At 69.5% G+C, this 18,897-nt stretch carries 24 protein-coding genes; 10 read left to right on the top strand and 14 right to left on the bottom strand.

Annotated elements, in window-relative coordinates; all coding sequences use genetic code 11:
- Positions 1–3: 3 nt before the first annotated feature.
- The 9 genes from G5B46_RS20785 to G5B46_RS20745 form a co-directional block, all read right to left on the bottom strand.
- Positions 4–894 (bottom strand): TraB/GumN family protein, encoded by an 891-nt coding sequence (locus G5B46_RS20785; RefSeq protein WP_165262031.1) that lies wholly within the window; start codon positions 892–894, stop codon positions 4–6.
- 51 nt (positions 895–945) lie between these two features.
- The gene (locus G5B46_RS20780) at positions 946–1,620 is read right to left on the bottom strand and encodes a hypothetical protein (RefSeq protein WP_165262029.1); all 675 of its coding nucleotides are present in this window, start codon (positions 1,618–1,620) and stop codon (positions 946–948) included.
- 1 nt (position 1,621) lies between these two features.
- Positions 1,622–1,816: a helix-turn-helix transcriptional regulator gene (locus tag G5B46_RS20775; RefSeq protein WP_058348510.1), complete on the bottom strand. Its 195-nt coding sequence runs from the start codon at positions 1,814–1,816 to the stop codon at positions 1,622–1,624.
- 7 nt (positions 1,817–1,823) lie between these two features.
- Entirely contained in the window at positions 1,824–2,417 is a 594-nt protein-coding gene (locus G5B46_RS20770) for a hypothetical protein (RefSeq protein WP_165262027.1), read from the bottom strand.
- Between the two features lie 13 nt (positions 2,418–2,430).
- A complete protein-coding gene (locus G5B46_RS20765; RefSeq protein ID WP_165262025.1) occupies positions 2,431–2,883 on the bottom strand; it encodes a hypothetical protein in 453 nt (150 codons plus the stop codon).
- Positions 2,884–2,965: 82 nt separating this feature from the next.
- Positions 2,966–3,232 carry a hypothetical protein gene (locus G5B46_RS20760; protein WP_101716499.1) on the bottom strand — a complete coding sequence of 89 codons (267 nt, stop codon included), beginning with the start codon at positions 3,230–3,232 and terminating at the stop codon, positions 2,966–2,968.
- Positions 3,233–3,401: 169 nt separating this feature from the next.
- On the bottom strand, positions 3,402–4,286 hold the full coding sequence (locus tag G5B46_RS20755) for a kinase (RefSeq protein ID WP_165262023.1): 885 nt from the start codon (positions 4,284–4,286) through the stop codon (positions 3,402–3,404).
- 27 nt (positions 4,287–4,313) lie between these two features.
- Positions 4,314–5,189 (bottom strand): TraB/GumN family protein, encoded by an 876-nt coding sequence (locus G5B46_RS20750; RefSeq protein WP_165262021.1) that lies wholly within the window; start codon positions 5,187–5,189, stop codon positions 4,314–4,316.
- 76 nt (positions 5,190–5,265) lie between these two features.
- A complete protein-coding gene (locus G5B46_RS20745; RefSeq protein ID WP_165262019.1) occupies positions 5,266–6,294 on the bottom strand; it encodes a 2'-deoxycytidine 5'-triphosphate deaminase in 1,029 nt (342 codons plus the stop codon).
- A 158-nt stretch (positions 6,295–6,452) separates the two neighbouring features.
- Here G5B46_RS20745 and metZ point away from each other — a divergent pair, with 158 nt between their 5' ends.
- The 4 genes from metZ to G5B46_RS20725 all read left to right on the top strand — a co-directional run bounded on the left by metZ (position 6,453) and on the right by G5B46_RS20725 (position 9,172).
- A complete protein-coding gene (gene metZ, locus G5B46_RS20740; protein ID WP_165262017.1) occupies positions 6,453–7,637 on the top strand; it encodes an O-succinylhomoserine sulfhydrylase in 1,185 nt (394 codons plus the stop codon).
- Positions 7,618–8,082, top strand: a complete 465-nt coding sequence (apaG, locus tag G5B46_RS20735) for a Co2+/Mg2+ efflux protein ApaG (protein WP_165262015.1) — start codon at positions 7,618–7,620, stop codon at positions 8,080–8,082. Before metZ ends, apaG begins: the two co-directional genes overlap by 20 nt.
- Before the next feature lie 73 nt (positions 8,083–8,155).
- A complete protein-coding gene (locus tag G5B46_RS20730; RefSeq protein ID WP_165262013.1) occupies positions 8,156–8,791 on the top strand; it encodes a hypothetical protein in 636 nt (211 codons plus the stop codon).
- A gap of 93 nt (positions 8,792–8,884) precedes the next feature.
- Positions 8,885–9,172, top strand: coding sequence for a hypothetical protein (locus G5B46_RS20725; RefSeq protein WP_165262011.1), 288 nt, complete (start codon positions 8,885–8,887; stop codon positions 9,170–9,172).
- A 113-nt stretch (positions 9,173–9,285) separates the two neighbouring features.
- On the opposite strand, the gene G5B46_RS20720 is transcribed toward G5B46_RS20725, so the two are convergent.
- Both G5B46_RS20720 and G5B46_RS20715 read right to left on the bottom strand, forming a co-directional pair.
- Entirely contained in the window at positions 9,286–10,194 is a 909-nt protein-coding gene (locus tag G5B46_RS20720) for an Hsp33 family molecular chaperone (RefSeq protein WP_165262009.1), read from the bottom strand.
- Between the two features lie 168 nt (positions 10,195–10,362).
- Positions 10,363–11,661: an amidohydrolase gene (locus tag G5B46_RS20715; RefSeq protein ID WP_165262161.1), complete on the bottom strand. Its 1,299-nt coding sequence runs from the start codon at positions 11,659–11,661 to the stop codon at positions 10,363–10,365.
- 126 nt (positions 11,662–11,787) lie between these two features.
- Here G5B46_RS20715 and G5B46_RS20710 point away from each other — a divergent pair, with 126 nt between their 5' ends.
- The 4 genes from G5B46_RS20710 to G5B46_RS20695 all read left to right on the top strand — a co-directional run bounded on the left by G5B46_RS20710 (position 11,788) and on the right by G5B46_RS20695 (position 14,045).
- Positions 11,788–12,507, top strand: coding sequence for an NUDIX hydrolase (locus tag G5B46_RS20710; RefSeq protein ID WP_165262007.1), 720 nt, complete (start codon positions 11,788–11,790; stop codon positions 12,505–12,507).
- A gap of 2 nt (positions 12,508–12,509) precedes the next feature.
- Positions 12,510–12,953 carry a DUF6265 family protein gene (locus G5B46_RS20705; protein WP_165262005.1) on the top strand — a complete coding sequence of 148 codons (444 nt, stop codon included), beginning with the start codon at positions 12,510–12,512 and terminating at the stop codon, positions 12,951–12,953.
- An 81-nt stretch (positions 12,954–13,034) separates the two neighbouring features.
- Positions 13,035–13,202 carry a 50S ribosomal protein L33 gene (gene rpmG / locus G5B46_RS20700; protein WP_004620056.1) on the top strand — a complete coding sequence of 56 codons (168 nt, stop codon included), beginning with the start codon at positions 13,035–13,037 and terminating at the stop codon, positions 13,200–13,202.
- Positions 13,203–13,292: 90 nt separating this feature from the next.
- Positions 13,293–14,045 carry a glutaminyl-peptide cyclotransferase gene (locus tag G5B46_RS20695; protein WP_346764956.1) on the top strand — a complete coding sequence of 251 codons (753 nt, stop codon included), beginning with the start codon at positions 13,293–13,295 and terminating at the stop codon, positions 14,043–14,045.
- Positions 14,046–14,052: 7 nt separating this feature from the next.
- Here G5B46_RS20695 and G5B46_RS20690 read toward each other — a convergent pair whose 3' ends face one another.
- Both G5B46_RS20690 and G5B46_RS20685 read right to left on the bottom strand, forming a co-directional pair.
- Entirely contained in the window at positions 14,053–15,417 is a 1,365-nt protein-coding gene (locus G5B46_RS20690) for a PleD family two-component system response regulator (RefSeq protein WP_165262003.1), read from the bottom strand.
- A 6-nt stretch (positions 15,418–15,423) separates the two neighbouring features.
- Entirely contained in the window at positions 15,424–15,792 is a 369-nt protein-coding gene (locus tag G5B46_RS20685; RefSeq protein WP_101711412.1) for a response regulator, read from the bottom strand.
- 123 nt (positions 15,793–15,915) lie between these two features.
- On the opposite strand from G5B46_RS20685, the gene G5B46_RS20680 reads away from it, so the two are divergent.
- Together G5B46_RS20680 and G5B46_RS20675 are read left to right on the top strand one after the other, a co-directional pair.
- Positions 15,916–16,572, top strand: coding sequence for a hypothetical protein (locus G5B46_RS20680; protein WP_165262001.1), 657 nt, complete (start codon positions 15,916–15,918; stop codon positions 16,570–16,572).
- Positions 16,569–17,825: a DNA polymerase IV gene (locus G5B46_RS20675; protein WP_165261999.1), complete on the top strand. Its 1,257-nt coding sequence runs from the start codon at positions 16,569–16,571 to the stop codon at positions 17,823–17,825. Before G5B46_RS20680 ends, G5B46_RS20675 begins: the two co-directional genes overlap by 4 nt.
- A 139-nt stretch (positions 17,826–17,964) precedes the next feature.
- Here G5B46_RS20675 and G5B46_RS20670 read toward each other — a convergent pair whose 3' ends face one another.
- On the bottom strand, positions 17,965–18,876 hold the full coding sequence (locus G5B46_RS20670; protein ID WP_165261997.1) for a LysR family transcriptional regulator ArgP: 912 nt from the start codon (positions 18,874–18,876) through the stop codon (positions 17,965–17,967).
- Between the last annotated feature and the right edge of the window lie 21 nt (positions 18,877–18,897).

Below are 18,897 nucleotides of genomic sequence, written 5' to 3'. Positions count from 1 at the left end.
GTCCTACTGGACGCGCTCGACCTTGATCCCGCGCTTGGCCAGCAGCGCCTGGACGCTGTCGGGACCGACGAGGTGGCCAGCGCCGACGGCGACGAAGCTGACGCCCTTGCCGTCGAGCTTGGTCTTCAGCTGGTCGGCCCAGGCCGTGTTCCGGCCGACGATCAGGGTGTGGTAGAGCGGCTGGTACTTGGTCCGCATCTCGGTGACGAACTGGCTTTCCAGGGTCGTCAGGTCGCCCTCGGCCCAGGCCTTGACCAGGGCGTCGAGCTTGGCGGGACCTTCATCGACCTCTTCCAGCGTCGACTGCAGCAGCGACACCTCGTCGGCGGCCGGCAGGTCGGCGAAGAAGCGGATCTGCTGCTCGGCGGTCTCCAGCGAGCCCAGGCCCTTGCCGCCGGCCTTGACCTCGGCGGTCAGCACCTGCTCGACGCCCTTCTTGGGGTCGAAGCCGGCCTTGACCATCGGAGCCATGGCCAGGGTGATGGCGGCCATCCACGGACGGAAGGCCTCGAGCGCCGCGGCCGGCATGCCCATCTCCTGGCCGTAGGCCCTGGTCTTCTCCCAGTCGGCCGGGGACAGCTTCTTGGACAGCGGCGTGGACTGGTCGATGCCGTACTTCATGATCAGCGGCTGCATCACCGCCATGTCGTCGGCGCCGACCACTTCCAGCACCAGTTCGTCGGTCGACTTCAGGGCGCCGTCCAGCTTGGCCGAACGCCACTGGGTCTCGGGACGCAGCACGTGGACGGTGCCGAAGAGATAGATGGTGGAGTCGTGGTCCTTGATCTTCCACAGGGCCGGATCGGCCAGGGACGGCGTGGCCGCGCCCAGGGCGAGGACGGAAACCAGGCCCACGACGAGGCGACGGGCGGCTTTGACGGACGAACGCAGCATACGGATCCTCTTGAGTGAAATCGGTTCGGGAACGGTGGTGGAAACCGGGGGCTAGTCGACGAAGCCTCGCCGCCAGGCGATGATCATCGAGATCAGCAGGTAGCCGATCATGTTGACGTTGACGGCGTCCCACAGGGTGAGCGGCGGCAACAGGGCGAGCTTCTCGCCGGCCGCCCACAGGAACAGCAGCCCCTGCAGCAGGCCGTAGGAGACCGCGGCGGTCTCGGCCATGGTCCGGCGCATCAGCTCGTCGCTGCGCACCCACAGCGTGATGTTGCCGACGGTCTGGACCAGGAAGACGGTGATCAGGCCGGTCATGACCGCCGAGGCCAGCAGCGGCGACAGCGGCACGAACAGCGCGCCGGCCAGGGGCGGCGCGGCCAGCATCACGCCGGCCAGCACCAGCACCCCGCCCTGCCCCGCATAGAAGCTGGCCTGGGCCGGGGTGGCGGCCCTGGTCTGGTCGTCGCCGTTGATCTGGCGGCCCAGCGCCTTGCGGCTGAGGCTGACGATCATGGTCGCCAGGCCCACGGTGACCAGGAAGGCGGCCAGTCCCAGCGAGACGACGTCGCCGCCCGACAGCTCCAGGCCCTGCCAGTAGCCCTGGCGCTTGAGCCAGATCAGGACGCGACCAGCGATGAAACCCGCCGGCGCGCCGACGGCCAGCATGATCAGGGCGCGACGGGTGCGGGGCGAAAGTTTCTGGCTTTCCGAAGCGACGGTCATGTCAGTCCTCGTCCTGGAAAATGGCTTCGATGGGCTGGCCGAACAGGCGGGCGATCTTGAAGGCCAGCGGCAGGCTGGGATCGTACTTGCCCGTCTCCAGCGCGTTGATGGTCTGGCGCGAGACGTCGAGCCTCTGGGCCAGGTCGGCCTGGCTCCAGTCGCGTTCGGCGCGCAGCACCTTGAGGCGGTTCTTCATCGCGGCCTCAGCGGTAGCGCCAGGACACCAGGCCCTGGGCGAGGCCGAACACCACGGCGAAGACCGGCGCGACCACCCACAGCTGCAGGTGCGGCGCCTTGCCGAAGGCCTCCAGCACGCCCCAGGCTGTGGCCAGCGACAGGGTCGCGCCAAGGGCCCACAGCAGGCTCTCGACCGTGATCCGCCGCAACAGTTCGTCGGTCTCGCGCAAGACGTAGAGGCCGAGGCTGGCGAAGGCGGCGACCAGGGCGATCACCGGGGCCAGGGCTGCGGCGTAGCCGAGCGCGCCCTGCGTCAGCCCCGCCATGTAGAGCTGGACCGCCCCGAGCAGCAGGACGACATAGGCGGTCATCGCGCCCAGGAAGCCGATCAGGAAGCCGCGCATCGCCGGACGCACCGGCTCGCCGCCATAGAGCCGGCGGGCGGTGGAGGCGAAGGCCGCGGCCGCGAAGGCCATGGCGACGGCGCCGACATAGGTGGGCCACTGGCCGCGCCCGAGCAGCAGCATCGCCATCGAGCCGCCGACGCCGACCACGCCGACGAGGACCAGAATGGCGACCTTGGCCGGCGCCGGGCGGGTGTTCTTGAGAAAGGCGTTCATGGCGTTCCCTCCCCTAGCGCCGCTTCAGCCACCAGCCGATCCAGAACAGGCCGTAACCGACCAGCTGGAAGCCGCCGAGCAAGGCCATGCCGAACAGCACCGCCTCGGTGGTGGTCATGCCGACCGGCAACACGGCCTCGGTGGCTCCGGGCATGGCGTGCAGCAGGATGTAGGGCACGGCGGCCAGGGCCAGGCCCGTCGAGCCGCCCCAGTACCAGGACCACTTATGGGCTTCCCGGGCGGCCTCGTCGGCGGCCCGCCACCAGCGCGCGCAGAGCCACAGCACCAGGGCCATGACCGCGAGGACCGAGAACGCGATGGCGACCAGCGAAAAGACGGCGAACTCGGGCTTTCGCTTACCCAGCTCGCCGATCAGGGAGGCCGCGACGCCGAGCACCAAGGCCGCGCCAAACGAATAAACCACCGCGGCCACAAGCCGTCGCCGCGCCAGTCTTTGCCCCGACATGCCAAGTTCCCCCGTCAAAATGACAAGGAACATTGACATCAAAGCGCAGAGCCGTGTCAAGGACCCTGGACAAAATTCGCGTTTAGGCGGCGATGCGCCCGCTGCGCCAGTGCAGCGGCGCCGGGGCGGCCACGCCCAGGGCCTTGGCCAGCCAGTGGGCCTTGGGATCGGCATGGATCAGCCAGCCGTACTGCGAGAAGCGGTCGCCGTAGTCGTCCCAGCGGATCACCCGCCCGTCGGCGTCGCAGCGCCACACGGCCTTGTCGCAGCCGGGGATACGCTCGGCGCGCTCCCAGGCGGCCACGCGCTGGCTGTGGGTCGAGAACGGGCCGGAGAAGAGGCGGTTCATGACGCGGGGCTCCCGTCGACGCGGCGCGGATCGAAAATCGAATCTGCGTGTAATCGCAACAACCCGACACTAGCACTTGGTGACGGTTAACGTAGCCGACACCATATGTAGTGCGACGCCATGCCGCGCGACAGCTTGAACATGTTCATCGACTTGCGCTTTGCGCGACTCAGGACGGCGTAAGCGGTCGCCGCGCCGCATCCAGCGCCACGTGCAGGTCGGCCCGTCCAGGAAGGTCCTGGGCGCACCATGCCGTCAGCCGTTCGTAGTGGTCCAGGAAGCGTTCGAGAGCCGCCGGATCCAGCCCGCCCCGCGCCCCGCACGCCGCCAGCTTCGCCTGGAGCTTGGCCTCCTGCTCGCGACGCCAGAGCCGCACGGCGGCGAAGTCGGGGGCGGTCAGCACCGCCAGCCAGTCGATCCGCGAGAACAGATCGCAGTACGATCCGGCCAGGGCGGCGTCGATAAAGCCGCGCCAGGCGCCGTCCGGGTCCTCGTCGCGCTCCAGGGCGTTGACCGGCGCGACCAGCGCCGCGGCCCCCTGCGGGCGCGCGCCCAGGCACCAGCCCTCCAGCAGCACCACGTCGGCCGGCCCGTCGAACACCGGCCAGTCCTGGCGTGGGGCGCGGTCGTCGGCGGCCTTGTCGAAGCGCGGCAGGGCGATCGCCCCCTGCCCGGCCAGTCCATCGAGCACCGAAAGGCCGAGATCCACGTCGTGCGTGCCCGGCGGCCCGCGCGTGACCAGCAGCGGATGGACCTCCCGCGCCAGGACCTGGCGCTCGGCACGGGTCAGATAGAGATCGTCCAGCGACAGGACGGCGACCTTCAGGCCCTCGCCCTCCAGCAGCCGGGCGACCGCCGCCATCAGGGTCGACTTGCCCGACCCTTGCGGTCCCGACAGGCCGGCGACGAAGCCCGGCCGGCCATGGGCGCGCGCCGCCGCCCCGATCCGCTTAGCCAGGGGACGGTGCAGGCGGCGAAAGATCTCGACGAAGCCGGCGTCCAGGCGCTCGACGCGCATGAAGTCGGCAAGCCAGTAGGGGTCGGGCGCGGTCATGGGCCGACCATGCACCGCTTCGCGCGGTTACTGCACCCGCCGCAAGCGATAGCCGCGCGCCTTCATCAGGGCCGGCAGGCCGTCGGGTCCTGCCATGTGCAGGGCCCCGACCGTGACCAGCTCGACGCCGGCGCCGGCCATCTCGCGATCCAGGACTTCGGCCCAGGCCAGGTTGCGGCGCTTGAGCAGGGCTTCGTAGAGCTCTGGCCGGTCGCGGCGCATGCCCTCGACCAGGATCGCGCCCAGGCGGTCGACATCGCCCTTCAGCCAGGCCTGCTGCAGATCGACGCCCCGGCGCGGCGGCGCGACCTGCTCGGCGGCGACGTCGTCGAGGTACTGCACCTCGACGGTCTCGGGCAGGTCGGCGAACAGGCGCAACTGCTGCTCGAAGCTCTCGAAGGCCAGCACCGGCTTTTCGGCGCGCACGGCCTGGCGGGTGACGGCCGCGTCAGCTCCGGCCTCCACCGAGCCGCCCGCCTGGGTCATCGGCAGCACCGACAGCATCATCGCCGCCGCCCAGGGCCGCAGGCGGTCGACGCGGTCGAGGCTGGCGCCGCGGCTGTCGAGCGCCGCGCGCAGGCTGGCCACGGTGCGCGGCGGCAGCTTCTCGGTCAGGGAACGGTCGAGGTCGACGCCGTAACGGTCGACCAGGGCCTTCACGGCCACCGGATCGGCGTCGACGCGGGTCTCGAACCACAGCTTGTCGGCGCGGGCGTAGGCGCGGTCGAAGGCCGGGGTGCGCCAGCGCACATCCGGCGACAGCACGTGCATCGAGCCGAACAGATAGATGCGGGAGTCGCCGTCGCTGACCTCCCACATGGCCGGCGCCGCATGGGCCGCGCCCGACAGCGCGGCCAGCGCCACGACGGCCGCCGCCGCGCCCCTGATCCAAGCCAGAACCATACGCCGTCCCCGACTAAAACACGGGGACCACGCTAGGCGAGAGCGGGTTAACCAGGCGAGCGCGACGCGCCGCGGCCTAACGCCACGCCTTGAAGTGCTTCGAAAGCTTCAGGCCCTGGCGCTGGTAGTGCGAACCGCCCTCGCCGTAGAGGCGCGCGGGCCGCTCGGTCAGGGGCTCGTAGACCAGGCGCGCCACCGTCTGGCCGTCCTCCAGCAGGAACGGCGTCTCGTGGCTGCGCACCTCGAGCACGCCCTTGGAGCCGACGGCGCCGGCCTCCTCGGTGCCGAAGCCCGGGTCGAAGAAGCCGGCGTAGTGGACGCGGAACTCGCCGACCGACGGATCGATCGGGGTCATCTCGGCCGCTTCCATGACCGGGATCTCGACGTCGTCCTTGGAGGCCAGGATGTAGAACTCGCCCGGATCGAGCAGCAGCTCGCCATGGCGGGTCTCCAGCGGCTCCCAGAAGTCGCGCGGGTCGTGGCCGTCCTCGTGGTCGAGGTCGACGACGCCGGCGTGGCGGCGGCCGCGGAAGCCGACGATGCCCGTGTCGCCCGGCGTCAGGTCGACGCCGACGCTGCGGATGGCCAGCTTGACCGGGTCGCCGCGCTTGAGGCGCAGCTGGTTCAGGCGCGTGCCGGCGCGGACCAGCACCGAGAAGGTCTGCGGCGCGATCTCGATATAGAGGGGGCCCTCATAGCCGGCCTCGATGTCGTCGAAGGCCTTGGAGTGGTCGCTGAGCAGGCGGACGAACACGTCGACCCGGCCGGTGGAGCTCTTCGGGTTGCCGCGCGCGGCCACATTGGCCGGCAGCGCCAGGCGCTCCTGGATCTCGGCGATGTAGACGCAGCCCTTCTCCAGCACCGCGCCCTTCGACAGGTCCAGCTCGTGCATGGCCACGTCCTTGAGGCGGTCGGGCACGCGGCGGGCGACGCCCGGCAGGAACGAGGCCCGCACGCGCCAGCAGCGCACGCCCAGGCGCAGGTCGAGGCTGGCGGGCTGGACCTGGTCGCGGTCGAACGGGGTCTGCGAGGTGATCGCCTCCTGGGCGATCAGGGACTCGATGGTCTGGCAGGGCAGAATCCCTGCGGCGTGGGCGTCGGTCATCGGCGGCACACTCTCTAAACCTCGCGCGTAAGGCAAGGCTGAGCGCGCGCGGCTCGCCTCCAGGCATTCTGATGTTGAAATAAGACCCTGGGCGCTTGACCCTGCGGGCCGCCAAACCCCTTATGCCGCCAAATTGTGACTGCTGCGTCGAGGAAGCCGTGTCCGAAGATCCGAAGAACTGGGACGTCGCCACCAAGCTGATCCGCGGAGGGCTGGCCCGTTCGCCGTTCATGGAGACCGCCGAGGCGCTCTACCTGACCCAGGGCTTCACCTACGACAGCGCCGAGGGCGCCGACCGCCGCTTCTCGGGCGAGGACCCGGGCTTCGTCTATTCGCGCTTCAACAATCCGACCGTGAAGATGTTCGAGGACCGCCTGGCCCTGCTGGAAGGCGCCGAGGTGTGCCGCGCCACGGCCACCGGCATGGCCGCCGTCCACTCGGCGCTGATGGGCTTGGTGCGCGCGGGCGACCACGTGGTTGCCGGCAACGCCCTGTTCGGCTCGTGCCGCTGGCTGATCGCCGAGTGGCTGCCGCGTTTCGGCGTCGAGACCACCTTCGTCGACGCCACCGACCTTTCGGCCTGGGAAGCGGCGATCAAGTCCAACACCAAGGCCGTGCTGATCGAGACGCCCTCGAACCCGGTTCTGGAGATCACCGACATCGCCGCGGTGTCGAAGCTGGCCCACGCCGTCGGCGCCAAGGTCATCGTCGACAACGTGTTCGCCACCCCGATCTTCCAGCAGCCGCTGGAGCTGGGCGCCGACGTCGTCGTCTATTCGGCCACCAAGCACATCGACGGCCAGGGCCGCGTGCTGGGCGGGGCCATCCTGACCACCGAGGCGATCAACGAGGAATTCTATCGCGACAGCATGCGCCACACCGGCCCGTCGCTGTCGCCGTTCAACGCCTGGGTGATGCTCAAGGGCCTGGAGACGCTGGACCTGCGCGTTCGCCGCCAGACCGACACCGCCGCGGCGCTGGCCGACGTCATGGCCGGCCACAAGAAGGTGACCAAGGTCCTCTACCCGTTCCGCACCGACCACCCCGGCTACGAGGTGGCCAAGAAGCAGATGACCGGCGGCGGCACCGTGATCGCACTGGACCTCGGCTCGCGCGAGGCGGCCTTCAAGTTCCTGAACGCGCTGGAGATCGTCGACATCTCCAACAACCTGGGCGACGCCAAGTCGATGGCCACGCACCCGCCGACCACCACGCACCGCTCGGTGCCCGAGGAAATGCGCCCGCTGCTGGGCGTCACCGAGGGCGGCGTGCGCCTGTCCGTCGGCCTCGAAAGCCTGCCCGACCTGACGCGAGACGTGACCCGTGCGCTCGACCAGGCGTGAGTCCAGCCCGCCGCTGAAGCGGATCCGTCGGCGCCGCGGCCCCGACACCGGGATCTACGAGGCCCGCACGCGCGACATCGTCGTGCGGGTCGCGCCCTGCTATCTGCCCGAGGAATCCTCGCCCGAGCAGGGTCTCTACCTGTGGGCCTACACCGTCGAAATCGAGAACCACGGCGTCGAGACCGTGCATCTGGTCGCGCGCTGGTGGAAGGTCACCGATGCGATGAACCGCAGCAACGAGGTCGAGGGCTCGGGCGTGGTCGGCGAGCAGCCGGAGCTGAAGCCGCGCGAGGCGTTCCGCTACGTCTCCAACTGCCCGCTGCCCACCCCTTCGGGCACGATGGTCGGCCGCTACCAGATGGTGACCGAGGCCGGCGAGGCGTTCGACGCGCACATCCCCGAGTTCTCGCTGCACCTGCCGGGCGCCTCGCGCCGGGTGAACTAACGCGAGGATCGCGTTTCCGAAAACGCAACCTTGAGATAGTACGTCATCGTTCTCGAACGGGGGAACCGAGGCGATGACGTCCTACACCATCCAGATCTGGAACCAGTCCCAGGCCGCCAGGAGCTACGTGCTGTTCGTGCAGCAGCCTGAGCTGGCCTCGGCCGGCTCGCCGCAGGGCTACACCAACGCCTGGGCGACCTTTCCCAGCGTGACCAACGGCGGCTTCGACCGCATCACCTTCGACGAGACCATCTACGCCTACTGGAGCGAGCCGCCGGCCAACGGCCGGACCCAAAGCGGCGGCGTGGCGCCGGTCAACACCCAGACCCATGACACGGTCGCCTTCAGCGGCGGCTCGCCCACCGGCTTCACCTCGGTCACCAGCCCGGGCTCGGCCCCGCCGGGAACCTTCGCGATCGTCACGGGATCGGACTTCACCCCGAGCAACGGCTACGTGCTGGGGGTGGCGCGCATGGCCGCCTCGCCGATCCCGGTCCCGACCATGACCTTCCTGGCCCTGCCGAACACGATCAGCACCATCCGGCCGATCCACACCTACTATGTGGCCGTCGGGGACTATGCGCCGGGCGAGGTGATGGACGCGGGCCTGGTCGCCGGCGCCGCCGAGATCGACTTCACCGGACGGGCGCAGACCACCGCCACGGTCATCCAGCAGCCGGACGGAACCTTCTCGGTCACCTACGGCTGACGGGGCCGCCGAACGGCGCCGTTGCCAAGTAACGATGTTACGCGTTTACTTCCCTGGCGGCGCAAGACCGCGAACACATAGGGAGGTTGCGGCGTGGCCGACTACGAGCTCACCCTCATCAACCAGAGCGACGACGTCCAGAACTCGACGGTCGTGGTGTTTCAGAAGGCGCCGACCAGGCCCGTGAGCCTGGCGCGGTCGATCCCGCCGGGCGGCTCGTCGAAGATCAGCTTCAACAATCTCGAACCCAGCGCCCAGGCCTATCTGGTGCTGGGCGAGCGCCCCCACCTGGACGGAGGCGAACCGCCGGCCGGCTCGGTGCGACTGGACCTGGACTTGACGCACGAGTACGTCATCCGGCGACCGGAGGGGCGGCACTAGGCCCCCTCCGGCCCTCCGGGCCACCTCCCCCAGAAGGGGGAGGATCTGTTGGCGCAGGCGCTCTTCAAGATGCTCCCCCTCTGGGGGAGCTGTCGCGGAGCGACTGAGGGGGCTTACGCCGCGCCGTCGGGCTCGAGCGCGTAGACGCGCGAACAGTACTCGCAGGTCACGTGGATCTTGCCGTCCGGCTCGATCATCTCGGCCTTCTCTTCGGGCGAGAAGGACTGCAGCACCACGCCGATCCGCTCTTCCGAGCAGCGGCAGAAGGCGCGCAGCGGCTTCTCGTCGATCAGGCGCACGCCGTCCTCGTTGAACAGGCGCCACAGCAGGGTGGTGGTCGGCACGGTCGGGTCGATGAGCTCGTCCTCGCCCGTGGTCTCGAACAGCGCCTGGGCGTGGTTCCAGGCTTCCTTGGTCTCACCGCGCGTCTCGTCGCCGGCGATCGTCTGGATCAGGATGCCGCCGGCGCGCCAGGACAGGCCCTCGCCGGTGTCGACCTGGCCGACGGCCAGGCGCACGCGAGTCGGGATCTGTTCCGACTGCATGAAGTACTGCTCGGCGCACAGTGCCAGACTCTCGCCCTCGATGGCCGTGACGCCCTGGTAGCGCTCCATGTCGGCGCCCTGGTCGAGCGTCATGATGAACACGCCGCCGCCCAGCAGGGTCTTGGCGCCCGGACGCGAAAAGCCTTCCGAGACGGCCGCCACTTCATCGGGATCGAACCGGCAGTAGCCGCGCATGCCGCCGCTGGTGTCGTAGTCGACGACCACGTAGCGCACCGGGCCGTCGCCCTGGGCCTGGACGATCAGGCGGCCCTCGAACTTCAGGCTCGAGCCGACCAGGGCGGCCAGCGCGCAGGCCTCGCCCAGCAGGTTGGCCACGGGCTCGGGATAGGAATGGCGGGTCAGCACCTCGTTGACCGCCGCACCCAGCCGCACCACGCGGCCACGCACGGGCAGGCCTTCGATCTGGAAGGCGGAAACGAGGTCGTCGGACAGGATCTGGGGGGCGGCGTCGGTCATGGGGCGGTTAGATAGGCGCTTTGTGGGAAAATGCGAGGGGGCGGTGCAAAACCCCCTCCGGCCCTCCGGGCCACCTCCCCCAGAGGGGGGAGGATTTATAAGCGCCGGCGCAAAGATGCTCCCCCTCTGGGGGAGCTGGCGGCGAAGCCGACTGAGGGGGTCCTCCCCTTACTTCTTCGCCAGGTAGTCCAGCGCCATGAACACCTCGGCCTTCACGCCGGTCTCCAGCACCGCCTCGTCGATGTCGAAATAGGGCGAGTGGTTGGCCGGGGCGCCGGCGGCCGGCACGTCGGCCTTGCGGCCGCCCAGCTGGACGAACACGGCCGGGACCTTCTGGCCGTAGAGCGAGAAGTCCTCGGCGCCGGTGACCAGGGCGGCCTGGTCATCGACCTTGCCGGGCGAGGCCTTCTCCAGCGAAGCCTTGACCCACTTGGACAACGCCGCGTCGTTCCAGGTGACCGGATAGGGCTGGGTGAACACCGCCTCGGCCTTGGCGCCATAGCGGTCGCCGATGGCGGCCACGGCCTTCTGGGTCTTGGCGATCACCTCGGCCTTCCGCTCGGGGGTGAAGGTGCGCAGCGTGCCGCTCATCACCAGGTCCTCGGGGATGATGTTGTTGCGCACGCCCATGTTGATGGTGGCGATGGTCAGCACCGTGGGCGAGGTCCCGACGTCGATCTGGCGGGCGGCGATCTGGTTCAGGGCCTGGACGATGTCGGCCGAAATGCTGGCCATGTCGATGCCGGCCCAGGGGCGCGCGCCGTGGGTCTGCTTGCCCTTGACGGTGATCGTGAGGCGATCGGCGCCGGCATAGAAGCCTTCGGGACGATAGTTCAGGGCGTGGGCGTCGCCCGGACCGATATGGACGCCGAAGATGGCGTCGACCTTGGGGTTGTCGAGCGCGCCGTCGGCGATCATCAGCTTGGCGCCGCCCTCGTCGCCCGCCTGGGGGCCTTCCTCTGCCGGCTGGAAGATGAACACCACCGTGCCGGCGATGTCGTTCTTCATGCCGGCCAGCACCGTGGCCGCGCCCAGCAGCATGGCCACGTGGGTGTCGTGGCCGCAGGCGTGCATGACCGGCACGGTCTTGCCTTCCCAGGTGGCGGTAGCCTTGGAGGCGAACGGCAGGCCGGTCTTCTCCAGCACCGGCAGGGCGTCCATGTCGGCGCGCAGGGCCACGACCTTGCCGGGCTTGCCGCCCTTGAGCACGCCCACGACGCCGGTCTTGCCGACGCCCTCGCGAACCTCCAGGCCGAGCGCCTTCAGTTCCTTGGCCACCAGGGCCGCAGTGCGGACCTCTTGATTGCCCAGTTCCGGATGCTCGTGGACGTCGCGCCGCCAGGCCACCACCTTGGGCTGGGCCGCCTTGGCCGCCGCCTCGACCTTGGCTGCGGCTGGCGCGGCCAATGCGGGGACGGACATGGCGCTCGCCGCCATCAGGGCCAGAACCGAAACCTTCGCGCGCACGCCCATTCCCGACTCCTAGAGAAGACTTTGCGGCGAGCTTGGCGGTTCCGGCCGCCGGGTCAAGGCCGCCGACGCTTTACCTAAGGAACGGCTTTCCACGCGCCCGCCGAAGACTAAGCTTCGCTCATGACCGAGCCTGCATTCGACTCCAAGGACGACGGCGAGGCGCTGGACCCCGCCTCCGGCGTCATCCGTCCGCGCCACGCCGCCACGCTGATCGTGGTGCGCGACGACGGCCCCGCCCCGCGGGTGCTGATGGGCCGTCGCAATCGCGGCCACGCCTTCATGGCCAGCAAATGGGTGTTTCCCGGCGGCCGGGTCGATCGCGGCGACTATGGCGCGCCGTCGGCGACAGAGCTCGCCCCCGAGGTCGCCGTGCGCCTGACCACCGAGCCCCGCCACCCCTCGCCCGCGCGTCTGGCCCGGGCCCTGGCCCTGGCGGCCGTGCGCGAGACCTTCGAGGAAACGGGCCTGCTGCTGGCCCGGAGCGCGCAGGCCCGCCCGGCGGCGGGCGCCTGGCGGCCGTTCCTGACCCAGGGCGCCCTGCCCGACCTGTCGCCGCTGAGCTTCGTGGCCAGGGCCATCACCCCGCCCTACCGGCCGCGCCGCTTCGACGCCCGCTTCTTCATGGCCCCGGCCAGCGCCCTGCTCAGCCTGGAGCCGCAGCCCGACTGCGGCGAGTTGGACGAGATCGCCTGGGTCACCTTCGAGGAGACCCGCGACCTCGACCTGCCCAGCATCACCCGCATGGTGCTGCGCGAGTCGGCGCTTCGCCTGAAAGACCCCAACCGCCCCGCGCCGTTCATGCGCTTCCTGCGCGGAAACGCCGTGCTGACGGAGCTTTGACCATGCTCGCCCTCCTCCTCGCCCTGCAGGCCGCCCCGGCGCCCGCGATCGACCAGGCCGCCTTCCTCGCCGGCTGCTGGCGGCAGGAGCGCCCGAACGGCGTCGTCGAGGAGCAGTGGCTGGCGCCCGGCGGCGGCATGATGCTGGGCATGAGCCGCACGGTGCGCGAGGGCAAGGCGCGCGCCTACGAGTTCACGCGAATCCAGGAGGCCGAAGGGCGACTCACCTTCTTCGCCCTGCCCTCGGGCCAGCCGGCCGCGGCCTTCCCGCTGAAAAGCGCCGCTCCCGGCGAGCTGGTGTTCGAGAACCCCGCCCACGACTTTCCCCAGCGCGTGATCTACAAAAGCCAGGGCGCGGACGGGCTTCTGGGCCGGATCGAGGGCGAAATCGGCGGCAAGGCGCGGTCCGTGGACTTCCCGTACAAACGATGTTCAGGCGCCGATTGACTTTGGCCCGTTGATGCGTATGTTCCGCGCCTCTCATTTCGACCGCGCGGAGACCTGCGCGACCACCGCAGGGATACGACCATGGCCAAACCGGCTTCGATCAAGATCCGCCTGAATTCGACGGCGGACACTGGCTTCTTCTACGTCACCAAGAAGAACGCCCGCACCAAGACCGAAAAGATGGTGCTGAAGAAGTACGACCCGGTCGTGCGCAAGCACGTCGAATTCCGCGAAGGCAAGATCAAGTAAGATCGCCTCGTCGCACCGACGATTCTCGAAAACGCCCGGCGGCAACGTCGGGCGTTTTTGTTTTTCCGGTCCCTGGAATAGGTTCATCGCGTGATCGTTCGCCTCGCCCTCGCCTTCTCCGTCATGGCCGCCCTGCCCGCCTGCGCCGAGCCCGCGCCGGTGCAGAGCTACGAGGTGGTCCGCACCTATCCCCACGACCGCCAGGCCTTCACCGAGGGCCTCCTGGTGCGCGACGGCCAGCTCTACGAGAGCACGGGCCTGGAAGGCCGCTCGTGGGTGCGCAAGGTGGACCTGGAGACCGGCGCGGTGCAGCAGCAGGCCGACCTTGATCCCAAGTACTTCGGCGAAGGCATCGTCGACTGGGGCGACCAGATCATCCAGCTGACCTGGCAGAACGGCATCGGCTTCGTGCGCGACCGCTCGACCTTCGCCGTCAAATCGACCTTCAGCTACACCGGCGAAGGCTGGGCCCTGACCAAGGACGACCGCCGCATCATCATGAGCGACGGCACCGACGAGCTGCGTTTCCTGGATCCCAAGACCCTGAAGGAAACCGGCCGGGTGAAGGTGACCGACGATGGCAAGCCCGTGGACCAGATCAACGAGCTGGAGTTCATCAAGGGCGAGGTCTGGGCCAACATCTGGCAGACCGACCAGATCGTGCGGATCGATCCCAAGACCGGCAAGGTGGTCGGACGCCTGGACCTGTCCGGCCTGCTGACGCCGCAGGAAGCCGCCCGCGCCGACGTGCTGAACGGCATCGCCTACGACGCCAAGGCCGACCGCATCTTCGTCACGGGCAAGTTCTGGCCGTGGCTGTTCGAGATCAAGGTGGCGAAGTAGGCGGCGCTCAGGCCGCCTTGCAGACCACGGCGTTGCGGCCGGCGGCCTTGGCTTCGTAGACGCCGCTGTCGGCGCGCTTGAGCAGGGCCTCGGGCGTGTCGCCCGCGCCGGTGGTGGCCGAGACGCCGACCGAGATGGTCACCGTCAGCATTTCCTGGCCGCCGGCCACGCGGAACGGCGAGCCGGCCACGTGCATGCGGATGCGCTCGGCGATGCGCACGGCGTCGGCCAGCTGGGTGTCGGGCATGATCACCGTGAACTCCTCGCCGCCGTAGCGGCAAGGCAGGTCGATGGCGCGGACGTTCGAGGCCAGGCGCAGGGCGAACTCGCGCAGCACCTCGTCGCCGACGTCGTGGCCAAAGCCGTCGTTGATCTTCTTGAAGTAGTCGATGTCGATCAGCAGGGCCGAGACCGGGTCGCCGCCCATCGTGGCGCGGTTGACCAGGGCCGACAGCTGGCCGGTCATGTAGCGGCGGTTGTGCAGGCCGGTCAGCGGATCGGTGACGGCCAGCTCCAGCGAGTGGTCGAGGTTGTTGCGCAGATAGTCGGTGTAGCGCTTGCGACGCACCTGGGTGCGGACGCGGGCGGCCAGCTCCTGCGGGTCGATCGGGCGCGGCAGCACGTCGTTGACGCCGATATCCAGCGCCTTGACCATCCGCGGGCGGTCGTCGGGATCCACCACGGCCAGGATCGGCAGATGGCGGGTGCGTTCGTTCGAGCGCAGGGCCGCCGAGAAGCGCAGGCCGTCGAAGCCGCGGGCGGCGGCGTTGACGATGACCAGGTCGACCGGACCGCTGGCGCTGATCTCGGCCTTGGCCAGGTCGGTCTCGATGACCGGGCGGTGCTCGACCGCCAGTTCGGTGGCGACGCGCTGGGCCTGGCGTTCGTTGTCGTCGACGATCAGCACCCGGCCGCCGATGCCGTCGAGGCGGGCGGCGGCGCCGGCGATCACGCCGATGCGGCGGCCCGAGGCCTCGCGCTGGCGCAGTTCGTCGATGACCATCTTCAGGCGGGTCAGGCTGCGCACGCGGGCGAACAGCATGACGTCGTCGATGGGTTTGGTGAGGAAGTCGGCGGCGCCCGCCTCCAGGCCCTGGATGCGATCGGCGCGCCCGTCGAGGGCGGTGACCAGCACCACCGGGATGTGGCGGGTGGCGGCGTCTTCCTTGAGCTTGCGGCAGACGGTGAAGCCGTCCATGCCGGGCATCATCACGTCGAGCAGGATGATGTCGGGCAGTTCCTCGGCCGCCTTGGCCAGGGCGGTCGGGCCGTCATAGGCGTAGGAGACCTGATAATACTCGGCCGAAAGCTTGGCCTCGAGCAGGCGCACATTGGCCTCGATGTCGTCGACGACGAGGATTCGCGCGCTCACGGCCTGTTACCTCTCCAGCAGTCGGCGGATGGTGTCGAGGAAGTGCGACACCGAGATGGGCTTCGAGATATACGCCTCGCAGCCGCCCTCGCGAATCCGCTCTTCATCGCCCTTCATCGCAAATGCCGTAACAGCGACCACGGGTATATGTGACAGATCGTCGTCCTCCTTGAGCCACTTGGTCACTTCCAGGCCCGAAATCTCGGGCAGCTGGATGTCCATGAGGATCAAGTTAGGGCGGTGTTCACGGGCGATCGACAGCGCCTGCAGTCCCTCGCGGGTCTGCAGGGTCTCGTAGCCCTGGGCCTCGAGCAGATCATGAAACAGCTTCATGTTCAGCTCGTTATCCTCGACGATGAGGACCTTCTTCGTCATCCTGACCCCGACCATACGGTCCGTGGCGACACGTGAGGGATTCGCGCCGCTTCTTCATCCTCAGATCGCACGAATATCCTTAAGCCCGCGCTAATCGCGTTTCCAACGACCGATCGCACACAAATGGACGCCCGCTCTCCCGACCTCAAGACCTGCACGCTGGATGCGCACCGCCCGCTCGTCATCGTGGACGTCGACGAAGTGCTGGCCCGCTTCATGGCCGGCTTCGGCGCGTTCATCGGCCGGCACGGCTTCGAACTGCGCGTCGATCGCTTCGCGCTGTTCCAGAACATCTATCGCCCGGGCGAGACCGAGCACCTGGACCTGATCGCCGGCCGGGCGCTGTTCGACGACTTCTTCCGTGACGGCGGCGAGGACCTCGAGCCGGCCGTGGGCGCGGCCGACGCCCTGGCCGACCTGTCGCTGGACGCCAACGTCGTGATCCTGACCAACGCGCCCGAGCACGGCCGCCAGACCCGCGCCCGCTGGCTGAAGACCCACGGCTTCGACTATCCGCTGATCATCAACGCCGGCCCCAAGGGACCGTCCGCGGCCGACCTGGCCGGACGGGTCGAGGCCCCCGCGGTGTTCGTCGACGACCTGCTGCCGCAGCTGGAATCAGTGGCCGAGTACGCCCCGAGCGTGCGTCGCTTCCAGATGGTGGCCGACGAGCGGCTGCGCCCTCTGGCCCCCAGCGCGCCCGACCGCCACGCCCGCATCGACCTGTGGCCCGACCTCAAGGTCGCCATCCGCGAGGCGCTGGCGCTCGACGCACGATGAAGGCCCTCTGCAGGGACTGTCTCTGGACGGGCGATCGCAAGGCGCCGCGCTGCCCGTCGTGCGGCTCGCCGCGCACGGTCTTCCACGAGGAACTGGGCGCCCTGTCGATGGCGCACCTGGACTGCGACGCCTTCTACGCCTCGGTCGAGAAGCGCGACGACCCCACCTTGCGCGACAAGCCGGTGATCGTCGGCGGCGGCAAGCGGGGCGTGGTCACCACGGCCTGCTACATCGCCCGCATGAGCGGCGCGCGCTCGGCCATGCCGATGTTCAAGGCGCTGCAGCTGTGCCCCGACGCGGTCGTGGTGAAGCCCAATTTCGCCAAGTACAAGCACGAGAGCGCGCTGATCATGGCCCGCCTCTCGACCCTGACCCCGCTGGTGCAGCCGCTGTCGCTGGACGAGGCCTGGATCGACCTTTCCGGCACCGAACGCCTGCACGGCGCACCGCCGGCGGTGATGCTGGCCAAGGTGCAGCGCGACATCGAGGCCGAGCAGAACCTGACCGTCTCCATCGGCCTGGCCCCCAACAAGTTCCTGGCCAAGATCGCCTCGGAGCTGGACAAGCCGCGCGGCTTCTCGGCCATCGGCGCGGCCGAGGCGGTGGCGTTCCTGGCGACCAAGCCGGTGTCGATCCTGCCAGGCGTGGGTCCGGCCACGGTGAGCAGCCTCGCGGGGCTGGGCCTGCGCACCGTCGGCGACATCGCCAACGCCGACCTGAAGATGCTGGCCAGGGAACTTGGTGCGGGCGGCCTGCGCCTGCATCGCCTGGCCCATGGCGAGGACGCCCGGGCGGTCGATCCCGACAGCGTGCGCAAGACCATCAGCGCCGAGACCACCTTCAACGACGACCTCTATCGCCGGGAAGACCTGGAAGACCAGCTGTGGCCCCTCTGCGAGAAGGTGGCCCGGCAGGTGAGGCGCGAGGAGGTGGCTGGCCGGGTGGCGACGCTGAAGCTGCGCACGCCCGACTTCAAGATCCACACCCGTCGCCGCACCCTGCCCGTCCCCACCCAGACGGCCCAGACCCTGTTCCAGGTGGCGCGTGAACTGCTGGCCGCCGAGCCGGCCGGACGGTCCTACCGCCTGATCGGCGCGGGCCTTACCGAGTTCGTCCCGGCCGCCGGCGCGGCCGACGACTTCTTCGCCGGCGACGAGCGCCGGGCGCTGAAGAGCGAGACCGCCATCGACGCCCTGCGCGGCAAGTTCGGCATCAGCGCCGTCGTCACCGGCCGGGCGTTGAAGAGCAAATAGGGGCCAAACAGCCGCTCTTCCCCGCGAAGGCGGGGACCCAAGCTGACGTTCGGGAGGGCGCGCGGCGACGGATTGCCCGCAGGCTCGGCTTGGATCCCCGCCTTCGCGGGGAAGGACGGTGGAGAAAGGCTCGGCTTGGCTAGCGTCTGTCCACTGAAGCCTCGACCAGCGCCTCGCCCGCCGTCGTCCGCACGGCCTGGGTTAACTGGTCAAGCAGCCGCGCCGACAGCCGCGAGCGCTGCCAGTAGAGCGTGACGGATATGGCGTGGCCCGGCGGCAGTTCGACGAGGCGTCCGGAGGCCAGATGCGGCTCGGCCAGCGCGCGCGGCGTCATCGCCCAGCCCAGGCCCGCCAGGTTCATGTCGAGCATGCCCTGCGTGGCGGGCGTCCAGTGCACCGGTCCCTCGGGGCGCACGCCCAGCGCCTCTTGCGCCCAGCGGGCCTGCAGGCCGTCGCGGCGGTCGAAGCGCAGCAGCGGCGCGTGGCGCAGGCGCTCGACGTCGAAACCGTCCGGAAAGACGCGGGCCATGAAGGCGGGGCTGGCGGTGGCCAGATACTCGATCGCGCCCAGCGGATAGGTCTTGCAGCCGACGACCGGCGCCGGATCGGCGGTGACGGCGGCCAGCACCTCGCCGTCCCGCAGGCGCTGGGCGGTGTGCGCCTCATCCTCCATGACGAGATCGAGCATGGCGCCGGTCTCCTCGGCGAAGCGCGCGGCCGCCTGCGGAAACCAGGTGCTGACGCTGTCGGCGTTGACGGCGATGCGGACCACGGCCGGTCCCTCGGCCAAATCGGCCAGGCGCGGCAGGTCGGCGACCAGATCGCCCTCCAGCAGCCGCACCTGCTCGACATGGGCGCACAGCCGCGCGCCGATCTCCGTGGGACGACAAGGCTGGCCGCGGGTCAGCAGCACCGCCCCCAGGCGCTCCTCCAGCCCCTTCACCCGCTGGGACACGGCCGAGGGCGTGACGCCCAGCACCGCGGCGGCCTTGTCGAACGCCCCCTCGCGGGCGACCGCCGCCACGGCGGCCAGGGAAGCGTAGTCCAGCATTAGCCAGCCTAATTTTGAATT

It is taken from the genome of Caulobacter sp. 602-2 (assembly GCF_011043625.1).
Taxonomy (GTDB): Bacteria; Pseudomonadota; Alphaproteobacteria; order Caulobacterales; family Caulobacteraceae; genus Caulobacter.
Note: the sequence above shows the minus strand (reverse complement) of the source record. Positions and strands in the feature narration are given on the sequence as shown.

What these genes read in the sequence shown, in the direction of transcription:
- G5B46_RS20785 (WP_165262031.1), bottom strand. Translation starts at nt 894, where the DNA reads ATGCTGCGTTCGTCCGTCAAAGCCGCCCGTCGCCTCGTCGTGGGCCTG.
- G5B46_RS20780 (WP_165262029.1), bottom strand. Translation starts at nt 1,620, where the DNA reads ATGACCGTCGCTTCGGAAAGCCAGAAACTTTCGCCCCGCACCCGTCGC.
- G5B46_RS20775 (WP_058348510.1), bottom strand. Translation starts at nt 1,816, where the DNA reads ATGAAGAACCGCCTCAAGGTGCTGCGCGCCGAACGCGACTGGAGCCAG.
- G5B46_RS20770 (WP_165262027.1), bottom strand. Translation starts at nt 2,417, where the DNA reads ATGAACGCCTTTCTCAAGAACACCCGCCCGGCGCCGGCCAAGGTCGCC.
- G5B46_RS20765 (WP_165262025.1), bottom strand. Translation starts at nt 2,883, where the DNA reads ATGTCGGGGCAAAGACTGGCGCGGCGACGGCTTGTGGCCGCGGTGGTT.
- G5B46_RS20760 (WP_101716499.1), bottom strand. Translation starts at nt 3,232, where the DNA reads ATGAACCGCCTCTTCTCCGGCCCGTTCTCGACCCACAGCCAGCGCGTG.
- G5B46_RS20755 (WP_165262023.1), bottom strand. Translation starts at nt 4,286, where the DNA reads ATGACCGCGCCCGACCCCTACTGGCTTGCCGACTTCATGCGCGTCGAG.
- G5B46_RS20750 (WP_165262021.1), bottom strand. Translation starts at nt 5,189, where the DNA reads ATGGTTCTGGCTTGGATCAGGGGCGCGGCGGCGGCCGTCGTGGCGCTG.
- G5B46_RS20745 (WP_165262019.1), bottom strand. Translation starts at nt 6,294, where the DNA reads ATGACCGACGCCCACGCCGCAGGGATTCTGCCCTGCCAGACCATCGAG.
- G5B46_RS20730 (WP_165262013.1), top strand. Translation starts at nt 8,156, where the DNA reads ATGACGTCCTACACCATCCAGATCTGGAACCAGTCCCAGGCCGCCAGG.
- G5B46_RS20720 (WP_165262009.1), bottom strand. Translation starts at nt 10,194, where the DNA reads ATGACCGACGCCGCCCCCCAGATCCTGTCCGACGACCTCGTTTCCGCC.
- G5B46_RS20710 (WP_165262007.1), top strand. Translation starts at nt 11,788, where the DNA reads ATGACCGAGCCTGCATTCGACTCCAAGGACGACGGCGAGGCGCTGGAC.
- G5B46_RS20705 (WP_165262005.1), top strand. Translation starts at nt 12,510, where the DNA reads ATGCTCGCCCTCCTCCTCGCCCTGCAGGCCGCCCCGGCGCCCGCGATC.
- rpmG (WP_004620056.1), top strand. Translation starts at nt 13,035, where the DNA reads ATGGCCAAACCGGCTTCGATCAAGATCCGCCTGAATTCGACGGCGGAC.
- G5B46_RS20685 (WP_101711412.1), bottom strand. Translation starts at nt 15,792, where the DNA reads ATGACGAAGAAGGTCCTCATCGTCGAGGATAACGAGCTGAACATGAAG.
- G5B46_RS20680 (WP_165262001.1), top strand. Translation starts at nt 15,916, where the DNA reads ATGGACGCCCGCTCTCCCGACCTCAAGACCTGCACGCTGGATGCGCAC.
- G5B46_RS20675 (WP_165261999.1), top strand. Translation starts at nt 16,569, where the DNA reads ATGAAGGCCCTCTGCAGGGACTGTCTCTGGACGGGCGATCGCAAGGCG.
- G5B46_RS20670 (WP_165261997.1), bottom strand. Translation starts at nt 18,876, where the DNA reads ATGCTGGACTACGCTTCCCTGGCCGCCGTGGCGGCGGTCGCCCGCGAG.